Source organism: Frankia gtarii (genome assembly GCF_025403375.1).
GTDB lineage: Bacteria > Actinomycetota > Actinomycetes > Frankiales > Frankiaceae > Frankia > Frankia gtarii.
This window is the reverse complement of record NZ_JAMPTM010000234.1, coordinates 1-10,060: the sequence shown is the minus strand read 5'-3', so window position 1 is coordinate 10,060 and position 10,060 is coordinate 1. Positions and strand designations below refer to the sequence as shown.

The window sequence follows — 10,060 nt, the reverse complement described above, 5'->3', positions numbered from 1 at the left end:
GGCCCGCATGGGTGACGTTGGGTCGATTCGGCCTGGAAGACGTGCGTGTCGGGCACGGGATGACTACCTTCCGACCATGGGCATCGTCACGGTCAACGGCATCGACCTCGCCTACGAGATCCACGGCGACGACGACGGCCTGCCGTTGCTGATGATCGGTGGTCTCGGGCAGCAGCTCGTCGGTTGGCATCCCGACCTGCTCGCCGCGCTCGCTCGGCGCGGTTACCGAGTGATCATTTTCGACAACCGTGACGTGGGCCTGTCCACCCACCTTGACGACCTGGGTCGGCCCGACCTGGGGGCGATCATCGCCGGGCGCTTCGACCTCACCCCCTACGGGCTCGCCGACCTCGCCACCGACGCACTGGGCCTGCTCACCGCGCTCGACGTCGAGTCGGCGCACCTGCTGGGTCTGTCGATGGGCGGCATGGTCGCCCAGATCGCCGCGCTGCGCAGCCCGGCGCGGGTCCGCAGTCTCACGTCGGTGATGTCACACCCCGGCGACCACCGGGTGCAGCCGACACCGGAGGCCATCGGGCTGTTCCTGCGCCCGGCGCCGCTCGACGTGGAGCAGTCCGTCCTCGCCGCGCACGAGGCGCACGAGATCCTCGGCTCGCCGGAGTTCGCGCCAGACGAGGCCTGGCTGCGCCGGCGCGCCGAGATCTACTGGGACCGCCGGAGCAACCCCGACGGCGTGCTGCGCCAGGTCGCCGCGGTGCTCTCCGCCCCGGACCGCACCGCGGAGCTCGCCGGGCTGCGCCCGCCCGCCCTGGTCGTCCACGGCGGCGCCGACCCGCTCATCCCGGTGATCGGCGGTCGGCTGACGGCCGCGGCGATCCCGGCCGCGGAGCTGCTGGAGATCGACGGGATGGGCCACGACCTGCCCCGACAGGTATGGGACCGGGTGCTCGACAAGCTGGAGGACGTCGTCGATCGCGGGGAGGCCGGCCGGCGCTCTCTCGCCGCCGCGAGCTGACGAGCTGACACGGGCCGCCCGCCGGGCCGGCCACCGGGCCGCCGCGCTCAGGCCCCGGGTTTGACCACCATCAGGGCGATGACCACTACCCAGCAGGCGGAGCTCAGCACGGCGCCGCCGGTGATGGAACCGAGCCGGCGACGGGCGTCCCCGCCGGCGTCGATCTCGGCGATGGCATGCGACAGGCCGGGCGCGATGACCGCCAGGCAGGTCCCGCACGCCACCACCCACAGCACCAGCGAGCCCAGCAGCCAGGAGTCGCTGAACGACCGCACGCTGCCGAACGACCCCTGGTGCACCATCCCCGCGCCGGTCACCACGATCAGTAGCGAGGCCATCGCGAACCCTCGCACCAGACGGGCGGCGAGTCGCAGGATCGACAGGGCGCGCGGTCCGGTCCGCAGCAGGCTGGGGACGGACGCGCACACCAGGGTCAGCGGTCCGACCAAGAAGATCGCGAGAAGGACGTGCAGGGTGAGAAGGAGCCCGAAGCTGCCCGGATGCGGCATGGGGGGACGGTACCGATCGACACACCGCGCCTGTGCACCGGCTATGGGCGAACTGTCGCGGTCCTGTGCACTCTGCCGGGTCAGAGTCGGTAGGACTGGTAGTAGAGCAGCTTCACCACATCGCCGAAGTGCGTCCCGTACAGACGGTCGGTGGAACCGGCGTAGGCGTAGCTGACCACCCCGTCGATCCAGCCGTGCCCGGGCCCGAGCCGGCCGAACCCGGTGATGAACGGGCCACCGCTAGCCCCCGCCGTCATCCGGCAGCCCACCCCGATCGACGGGCCGCCGTACGGGTCGGCGGACCCGGGCCCGGCGCAGTAGATGAGCCGGCTGCCGTCGTACGGCAACAGGCGTGGGTAGCCGAAGCTGTACTGGGGGTAGGTGCCCGGCAGGCCGAACGCGATGCCCTGGGCCCCGGTCACGTCCTCGAGGTGCCGGCTGTTGTGGGTGTTGAACAGCGCGAAGCCGGCGTCGACGTCGAAGTTCGAACCGCTCGCCCAGCCCGGCGTCACGGTCAGCCGGCGGGCGGTCCAGATGCCGTACGGCAGCGTCCCGTCGGCGTAGCCCGGAACGAAGGCGACCCGCTGGGCGAACTGGACGCCGGCTCCGCCGTGCAGGCAGTGCCCCGCCGTCACGACGAGGTCGTGCCCCGGGCTCGTCACCACACTTGCCGAGCACGCGAAGTCGGCGCCGCCGATCGTGGTGAACAGCCGACCGGTGGTTGTCGTGACCAGCCCGCCCTGAACGTACGGCGTGCCGTCGCTGGGCGGCGGCGTGTTCGACAGCCCGGGGTTCGGATCGTCAGCGAACGGGGCGGTCGCGGTCGTCGCGGCGTCGGCGGTGGTGTCGGAGCGGTCGGTGATGTGGGTGCCGAAGGCCCGGTCGCGACGCTCGGCCGTCCAGTACCGCTCGACCTCGCGCTGCTCGGCGATGCTCACAGCGCCGGGCGCCGACAGCGGCGACGGCTGCCCCCGCGTGATCTCGGCGGCGATGTCTGCCGGTCGCACCGCCCCGGCTGCGGGGCCGGCGAGCGGCGGGCCACCGCCCGCCGGTCGCACATCCGCGCCTGGCAGGCCGGGGAGGCCGCCGATGTGGTTGAGGCCGTCCGCGAGGATCGCGCCGCTCGCTGTGGCCCGGGCGGGGGAGGCGGGCATGGCCGTGGGGGCGAGCCCCACGCCCGCCGTCAGCAGCACCGCGGCGACCAGCCGCGAGCGGGCTGGTGGTCGAGGACGCTGCCCCCGCTGCCGCAGGCCCGCCCGATGTCTTGCGTCGCCTGCGCCTTCCTCTGCCCTCCGTGATCCCACGATCGCGCAGAGTAGCAGAATTCGAGATCCGGATGGTCGGGGCGCGGCGGGCGCCTACCGGGTGCCGATCAGATCCCCCGTGGGGGGTGAGGGTGGTCAACCGAGGGCGGTCGGTCGCGTCCCCGCGGGATGGTCAGTCAGTCGGCGCGGCGAGGTGCTCGTGGGCCTGAGCCCAGGTGGGGGCGCCGGCGCCGGCCGGCGGGCGCCAGAAGACGAAACGGGACCGAGCCATCGCGGGCCCGAGGCGGCGCATCGCCTCCCGGTGGTGCGGGTCGCCGACGAACGCGTCCAACGCGGCCCGGTCCGTCCACGCGGACAGGGTCCAGTACTCGCGCCGCAACGGGCGGGCGACCAGCGAGACGCCGAGGGCGCCGGGCGCGGCCAGCACGGCCCGCCGGACGGCCATCGCCGAACGCAGCATCGCGACCGTGTGCCGGATCGAGGTGAGGACGAAGTGAGAGGCCATGACCTCGACGGCGCCGTCCGCCGGACTGCCGTCCGCAGGATTGGTGCCGCCGGCGTGGGTGTCTTCGGCGTGGGCCGCGCCGGGCCTGCGGTTTGGCGGGATGGTCCAGGGGATCGTCGGCACGGTGACCCACCTCCACAATCGTCTGACTCGGACTATCGCTCGAGGCAAGAATAGTCTCAAAGAGACGGTATGAGTCAAGCCGTATGATGGAGACCATGGTGGAGATCGCGCTGACGCCGGTGTCGTACCTGGTCCTTGGGGAGGTGGCCCGTCGGGGCAGCGCCACGCCCTACGATCTCAAGGTCTCGGTCGCCGAGTCGGTCGGGAACTACTGGTCGTTCCCGCACGCGCAGCTCTACAAGGAGCCGCCGCGCCTCGCCGCGGCCGGGCTGCTGGCCGAGGAGCGGGAGGCCGGGGGGCGCCGCCGGCGGATCTTCCGGATCACCGAGGCCGGCCGGCACAGGCTGCAGGACTGGCTCTCCTCGGGCGACTCCGGACGCACCGAACTACGCGACCTCGGCCTGCTCAAGCTCGCGTTCGCCGATCTCGGCCGCCCCGGCGACGTAGCCCGGCTCGCCCGTGCCCAGGCCGCCGCGCACCGGGCGCACCTGGAGACCTACCGCACGCTGGCCGCGCTGCCGGCGGACGCCATGGTCTGGTCGCTGCGGCGCACCCTGGACCTCGGTCTCGCCTACGAGCGGCTCATGGCGGAGTTCTGGGAGCGGCTCGGCGCCGACCCCGCCCTCACTCCGCCCTCGCCCGCCGACTCCGCGCGGCCGGCGGGGGACGCCCCGAGTCAGGGTGCCGCGGCCGCGGTCGGATCAGCGGGCGACGTGGTGGCGTCCCCGGGAACGCAGGTAGTCCCGGATGACATAGCTGCCGAGGGCGGTGGGGTCGGGTGAGAGGACCCGCCCACCGTTGCGCCGGGCCATCTCCTCGACGAACTGCACGAGGCGCGGCTCGTCGTCGAGCATGAACACGTTGATGGTCACCCCGCGCCGCGTCAGCCGGTCCACCTCGGCGAGGGTCAGCTCCAGGGTCTCGGGCATCGGCGGCCAGGAGAACGACGGCGTGCCGTCGCGCAGCAGGTGCGCGGTGGGCTCCCCGTCGGTGACCACCATGACGACCGGTTCGGCCTGTGGGTAGCGGCTGAGCAGCCGGCCCGCGATGAGCAGGGCGTGCTGCAGGTTCGTGCCCTGGACCATCTCGGAGTCGAGGCCGGCGAGCTCCACCGGCCGCAGCTCGCGGGCGTAGTCCGAGAAGCCGATGATGTGGATCTTGTCCTGTGGGAACGAGGTGCTGACGAGGGTGTGCAGCGCCAGCGCCGTCGACTTCGCGATCCCCCATGTTCCGCGCAGGGCCATCGAGTAGGACAGGTCGACCAGCAGGCAGACCGCGGCGGTGGTGCGCCGCTCGGTCTCGGCGACCTCGAAGTCGCTGACCTCCAGCCGCACCGGGCGGCCCTGCCCGGGTGGCCCGGCGCGCAGCACCGCGTTGCGGACCGTGCGGACGACGTCGATCGGTTGGGTGTCGCCGAACTGCCAGGCCCGCGAGGTGCCGAGCAGGTCGCCGGCGGAACCGGCATCGGTGAGGTTGTGATCGCCGCGGCCGCGGGCGGTGACCTGGCGAAAGATCCGTGCCAGTGCCGCCTGCCCGATCCGGCGCACCGCCCGCGGGGTGAGCTCGAGGCTGCCGGCGCGGCGGGTGATGAATCCCTGCTGCTCGAGCTCCCGCTCGACCTGCTGCAGGCTGCGCAGGTCGTCGACGGCCGAACGACCGAGGGCACGGGCGACCGCGTCGGGGTCGATGTCCTCCAGCGACGCCCCGGCATAGTCCTGCCCGAGCGAGGCGGCGAGCTCGTCGAGTTCCGACAGCTCCTCCAGCGCCGAGGTGGCATCGCCGAGGCCCAACGGCTCGTCCCCGGTGAGGCCCTCACCGAGCCGCCCGCCGCGTCCGCGGGCCCGCCCGCCCCAGTTCAGATCCGGGCGGGAGGCGCGCAGTGCCTGGGTGAGCCGGGACATCTCGGCGGCCAGTCCCAGGTCTTCCATCGCGGTGGACATCAGGTCGGCGAGCTCGGAGCGCTGCTGCGGGGTGAGCCCCGCGAGCAGCCGGGCCGCCGCCGCCGAGCGGCGCGCCAACGCGTCGACCAGCTCGTCGAGCGACTGCGGGTTTTCCGGGAAGAACTCGCCGTACTGGCGCATGAACTCGCCGAACGCCTCGTCGGTGTCCTCGCCGCGGGCGTCGGCCTCCAGCAGGGTGTTCAGCGCCCCGACCATGTCGCGGATACGGGCGAAATCCTCTGGCGTCGCCCCTTCCAGGGCCTGCTTCATCCCCTTGAACTGGGTGTCGAGGACCTCCTTGCGTAGCAGCTCGGAGATCTTCTCGTAGGTCTCGCGGGCCTGCGGGGAACGCCAGTCGTACTCGGCCAGCGACCGCACCGCGCGCGCCGGGTCGGCGGGCAGCGCGTCGAGCTCGGCCTCACGCAGGCGAGCCTCGTCCGACGGGTCGGGGAACAACGCCGCCCGTTCCTGACCGACGGCCGTGTCGAGCAGCCGCCGGACCTCCTGCAGGGTGCCGTCCATCCGGCCGCGGGAACGCGCTTCGCGCCGGCGCCGCTCGATGGCGCGGCGCATGTCGTCCAGCCCGCGGCGGCCGGGCATACCGCGGCGCAGCAGGGCTTCCAGCGCCTCGCGGGGGGTGCGGCCCTCCAGGATCTGGCGGGACATCTCGTCGAGTGCGCCGGCCGCGGTGAAGGGGGAGGCGAGCGGGTCGGGCCCGCCGTCCCAGGGGCCGTAGCGGAATGTGCCGGAGCTCACCGGGGTCCTCCCACGGATGTCAGGATCGAGCCTAGGAGCCGTAGACCGTTCGGCCCGGCAGCTCCTCCTTCGCCAACCGGCGGTTGAGGTGCAGTCCCTCCATCGCCAGCTCCAGCGCCGCCGCGGCGAGGCCGGGCGACTCCGCGCCGTCCACGCCAAGCCGGTTCAGGATCGCCGCGAGTCCGGGCACCGGGCCGACCCGGCGCAGCAGCTCGGCGGCGGGCACCATGTCGCCCGTCTCGACCGGGCCGTCGGCCTCGAAGCGGTTCTGCAGCCCGCTCAGATCGGCGCCGGCGAGGCGGGCCCGGAACGTCTCGGCGATCGCGCGGCGCAGCAACAGCGCGAGCACCTCGTCCTCGCGCCCCTCCTCGAGCTGGTCGAACTCGACCTTGCCGCGCACCGCCGGCACGATGGCGGAGAGGTCGACCACCCGGGCGGTGGGCGTCTCTTCCCCGGTCAGCGCCGCGCGGCGAACCGCGGAGGCGGCCACCGTCTCGGCTGCGGCCACCGCCAGCCGAGCCGACACGCCCGAACGCTGGTCGACCTGCGGAGCTTCGCGGACGAGGCGGGTGAATCTTGCCACGATCTCCAGCAGGTGATCGGCGATCTCGGGGGTGCCCAGCGGTGAGCCCGCCCAGGAGATCACCGACTCCTGGCGGATCAACGCGAGTTCATCGGCGAGCTGCAGCGGGTAGTGCGTGCGGACCTCGGCGCCGAAGCGGTCCTTGAGCGGGGTGATGATCCGGCCGCGGTTGGTGTAGTCCTCGGGGTTCGCCGAGGCCACCAGCAACAGGTCGAGCGGCAGGCGCAGCAGGTAGCCGCGGACCTGGATGTCGCGCTCCTCCAGCACGTTGAGCAGCGCCACCTGGATGCGCTCGGCGAGGTCGGGCAGCTCGTTGACGCTGAAGATGCCGCGGTTCGTCCGAGGCACCAGGCCGTAGTGCACCGTTTCCGGGTCGCCGAGGGTGCGGCCCTCGGCGACCTTCACCGGGTCGACGTCGCCGATCAGGTCGCCCACGCTGGTGTCCGGGGTCGCGAGCTTCTCGCCGAACCGCTCGGAGCGGTGGCGCCAGCCGATCGGAAGCTCGTCGCCGAGCTGAGCCGCCAGCGCCCGGCAGCGGCCGCAGACAGGCTCGTAGGGGTGGTCGTTGATCTCGCAGCCGGCGACGGTGGGCGACCACTCGTCGAGCAGGCTCACCAGGGTGCGGATGAGCCGGGTCTTGCCCTGTCCGCGTTCGCCGAGGAAGACGATGTCGTGGCCGGCCAGGATGGCGCGCTCGACCTGCGGCAGAACGGTCTCGTCGAACCCGACGATGCCCGGGAAACGGGGCGCCTCACTCTTCATCAGAGCGACAAGATTGTCCCGCAGCTCCGTGCGCACGGGGCGGTGCACATGCCCGCTGCGGCGGAGCTCACCCACCGTGGCGTACTGCGGAGCGGCACCCGCCGGCGAGGTGGCCGAGGATGTCGCGGTCGGTGGCACGGAATGACGGGGCGGTGCCGGCAGATCCTCCACGCGTCGACGGTACGTCGACACCGCCCGCGGCGCAGCCAAGTCGGCTGCCGTCCGCTGCAGGCGTAGTCGGGGGGTACCTCCGGCTGCCTCGCTCGAAGGCAGCCCCGCCCGCCCGATTTATTCGGGCGGGCGGCTCGCAGGTGCCGGTGTGCCAGCCACTATGGGCGACCCCCGGGCCGGCCGAAGTGGCATGGCTGGACCAGGTCCGGGTGCGGTCAGGAGCCGTAAGGTGCGACCGAGACGATCTCGACCTTCGCGGACCGGCCGCTGGGGAGCGTGTAGCTGACGGTCTCGCCGGCCTTGTGGCCGGTCACGGCACCACCGAGCGGGGAGGCGGGGGAGAAGACGTCGACGGGAGTGCTGTGGTCCTCGCGGGAGCCGATGAGGAACTTCTCGGTCTCCTGCTCGCCGGGAAAACGCACCTCGACGACGGTGCCCGGGCCGGCCTCCCCGCTCAGGTTGGGAGCCTCGCCCACCTGCACGTCGCGCAACAGGTCCATGAGCTGGCGGATCCGGGCCTCCTGCTTGCCCTGCTCCTCCTTGGCGGCGTGGTAGCCGCCGTTCTCCTTGAGATCGCCCTCCTCACGGGCCGCCTCGATCTTGGACGCGATCTCCGTGCGCCAGGGGCCGGTGAGGTAGTCGAGCTCGGAGCGGAGCCGGTCGTATGCCTCCTGAGTGAGCCAAGTCTGCTGCGTCACGCGGGTCACGCTCCTCGGTGAACATCAAAAGGGTCACGATATCAAGGTGAATCAAGGAAATCTGGGTCGAGCCCGCTGACTCCGGCGGCGGCTCCTCGACCGCCGGGAGACCCTGGACCAGCGGTTCCTACCCTCGCGGGCGATCCGTCAGTCCGAAGTTTCGACCATGACTGCACACCTGGCGGAGCGGGAGCGCGGCGTACGGGTGCCGTACTCCGTCGGTCCCCCGGGGCCGACCGACTCCGATGTCGGTACGCCGGCCGGTGACGCTACACCCGTCGCCGCATGAGCGGACGGTGCATTGTGCCACGGCACTGGGTGACTTTTCCAGATCAAACGTGGAGGCAGGCTCCAGGGTTCCGCACAGCGGTGTCGCACGGCGGTCACGTCGCGGCCACCCCGGTCGATGACCGTGGTCCGGCCCAACCATCAGCGACAATGGTGGCATGCCTTCGGTCGACGAGCGGCATGGCCTGCGTCTCATGGCCATCCATGCGCACCCTGATGACGAGTCCAGCAAGGGCGCGGCCACGATGGCGCGTTACGCGAGTGAGGGTGTGGACGTAGTTGTTGTGACATGTACGGGCGGTGAGGAGGGCAGCATCCTCAACCCCGCGATGGACCGGCCCGGCGTCGCGGAGCGCATCGCCGAGGTCCGCCGCGAGGAGATGGAGAACGCCCGACGCATCCTCGGTGTCCGCCAGGAGTGGCTGGGTTTCGTCGACTCCGGCCTGCCCGAGGGCGACCCGCTGCCGCCTGTGCCACCGGGGCGCTTCTCCACCACTCCGGTCACCACCGCGGTCCAGCCCCTGGTCAGGCTGATTCGCGCCTTCCGGCCGCAGGTCATCACGACCTACGACGAGTCCGGTGGCTACCCGCACCCCGATCACATCATGACGCACAAGATCAGCATCGAGGCCTTCGAGGCGGCCGGCGATCCCGAGCGCTATCCCGAGGTCGGGGTCGATGCCGGGCTCGACCCGTGGCAGCCGCTCAAGCTGTACTACCACCTCACCTTTCACAAGGAGCGCGTCCTCGCCCTGCACGAGGCGCTGCTGGCCCGCGGCCTGGAGTCCCCCTACACCGACCGCCTCGACGAGTGGGCCGGCCGGGCGGCGGAGGCGGGCAGGTTGACCACCAGGGTGCCGTGCGCGGACTGGTTCGAGACCCGCGACCGCGCCCTGATCGCGCACGCCACCCAGGTCGACCCCACCGGATGGTGGTTCCGGGTTCCGCTCGACGTCCAGCGGGAGACCTGGCCCACCGAGGACTACCAGCTCGCCCGCTCGCTGATCGAGGTCGGCACCCTGCCCGAGGATGACCTGTTCAACGGCGTCTGACGGTGCGCGTGACCGGTGGTCGGCCCGCCGGCGGCGGGTGATCGGCGGCCACCGCCGGCGGTCCGGCGCGGCGTAGTGTCGAGATGTGAGGACGTCACCGTGAACGAGATCTTTGCCGGTTCCGTGCTGGCCGAGCAGGAGTCCAGTGCAGGCGCTGCCGGCCTGCTCATCGTCGTCGGGCTGATCCTGGTCTCTGCCGGGCTGTTCTTCATGCTGTCGAAGAGCCTGCGCCGGATGCGCTCGAACGTGGCGAACGGTGAGTTTCTCGGGGTGGACCCCGACCGACCCACCGGCCCGGTCGATCCGCGCCAGGCGATCCGCCGCCGATCGGTGCTGGCCGGCGGGAAGGGCCCGGTGATCGACGGCGAGGTCGTCGGCGATACCACGGCCACGGGCGGCGGGGGTCAGCGTCTCGACCTGCCCACCCAGCCC

10 protein-coding genes are annotated in these 10,060 nt (G+C 72.2%); 4 read left to right on the top strand and 6 right to left on the bottom strand.

Annotated elements, in window-relative coordinates; translation table 11 throughout:
- The first annotated feature begins 76 nt into the window (after positions 1-76).
- The gene (locus tag NBZ83_RS25110; protein WP_261575917.1) at positions 77-976 is read left to right on the top strand and encodes an alpha/beta fold hydrolase; all 900 of its coding nucleotides are present in this window, start codon (positions 77-79) and stop codon (positions 974-976) included.
- A 47-nt stretch (positions 977-1,023) separates the two neighbouring features.
- On the opposite strand, the gene NBZ83_RS25105 is transcribed toward NBZ83_RS25110, so the two are convergent.
- The 3 genes from NBZ83_RS25105 to NBZ83_RS33455 all read right to left on the bottom strand — a co-directional run bounded on the left by NBZ83_RS25105 (position 1,024) and on the right by NBZ83_RS33455 (position 3,378).
- The gene (locus tag NBZ83_RS25105) at positions 1,024-1,485 is read right to left on the bottom strand and encodes a hypothetical protein (RefSeq protein ID WP_261565060.1); all 462 of its coding nucleotides are present in this window, start codon (positions 1,483-1,485) and stop codon (positions 1,024-1,026) included.
- 80 nt (positions 1,486-1,565) lie between these two features.
- Entirely contained in the window at positions 1,566-2,678 is a 1,113-nt protein-coding gene (locus NBZ83_RS25100; protein ID WP_261565059.1) for a trypsin-like serine peptidase, read from the bottom strand.
- Between the two features lie 244 nt (positions 2,679-2,922).
- On the bottom strand, positions 2,923-3,378 hold the full coding sequence (locus NBZ83_RS33455) for an antibiotic biosynthesis monooxygenase (protein WP_261565058.1): 456 nt from the start codon (positions 3,376-3,378) through the stop codon (positions 2,923-2,925).
- Positions 3,379-3,461: 83 nt separating this feature from the next.
- Between NBZ83_RS33455 and NBZ83_RS25090 the strand changes: the two genes are divergently transcribed.
- Positions 3,462-4,160, top strand: coding sequence for a helix-turn-helix transcriptional regulator (locus NBZ83_RS25090; protein WP_261565057.1), 699 nt, complete (start codon positions 3,462-3,464; stop codon positions 4,158-4,160).
- On the opposite strand, the gene NBZ83_RS25085 is transcribed toward NBZ83_RS25090, so the two are convergent.
- The 3 genes from NBZ83_RS25085 to greA all read right to left on the bottom strand — a co-directional run bounded on the left by NBZ83_RS25085 (position 4,080) and on the right by greA (position 8,288).
- Positions 4,080-6,074 carry a vWA domain-containing protein gene (locus NBZ83_RS25085; protein WP_261565056.1) on the bottom strand — a complete coding sequence of 665 codons (1,995 nt, stop codon included), beginning with the start codon at positions 6,072-6,074 and terminating at the stop codon, positions 4,080-4,082. The genes NBZ83_RS25090 and NBZ83_RS25085 overlap by 81 nt on opposite strands.
- A gap of 31 nt (positions 6,075-6,105) precedes the next feature.
- Positions 6,106-7,590: a magnesium chelatase ATPase subunit I gene (locus NBZ83_RS25080; RefSeq protein ID WP_261565055.1), complete on the bottom strand. Its 1,485-nt coding sequence runs from the start codon at positions 7,588-7,590 to the stop codon at positions 6,106-6,108.
- A gap of 215 nt (positions 7,591-7,805) precedes the next feature.
- Positions 7,806-8,288 carry a transcription elongation factor GreA gene (greA, locus tag NBZ83_RS25075; RefSeq protein ID WP_261565054.1) on the bottom strand — a complete coding sequence of 161 codons (483 nt, stop codon included), beginning with the start codon at positions 8,286-8,288 and terminating at the stop codon, positions 7,806-7,808.
- A gap of 446 nt (positions 8,289-8,734) precedes the next feature.
- On the opposite strand from greA, the gene mca reads away from it, so the two are divergent.
- Positions 8,735-9,628 (top strand): mycothiol conjugate amidase Mca, encoded by an 894-nt coding sequence (gene mca, locus NBZ83_RS25070; protein ID WP_261565053.1) that lies wholly within the window; start codon positions 8,735-8,737, stop codon positions 9,626-9,628.
- A gap of 99 nt (positions 9,629-9,727) precedes the next feature.
- Positions 9,728-10,060 (top strand): hypothetical protein (locus tag NBZ83_RS25065; protein WP_261575916.1); only part of this gene is annotated, 333 nt, incomplete at its 3' end.

Coding starts and splice junctions, on each gene's coding strand:
- NBZ83_RS25110 (WP_261575917.1), top strand. CDS start 77: ATGGGCATCGTCACGGTCAACGGCATCGACCTCGCCTACGAGATCCAC.
- NBZ83_RS25105 (WP_261565060.1), bottom strand. CDS start 1,485: ATGCCGCATCCGGGCAGCTTCGGGCTCCTTCTCACCCTGCACGTCCTT.
- NBZ83_RS25090 (WP_261565057.1), top strand. CDS start 3,462: ATGATGGAGACCATGGTGGAGATCGCGCTGACGCCGGTGTCGTACCTG.
- mca (WP_261565053.1), top strand. CDS start 8,735: ATGCCTTCGGTCGACGAGCGGCATGGCCTGCGTCTCATGGCCATCCAT.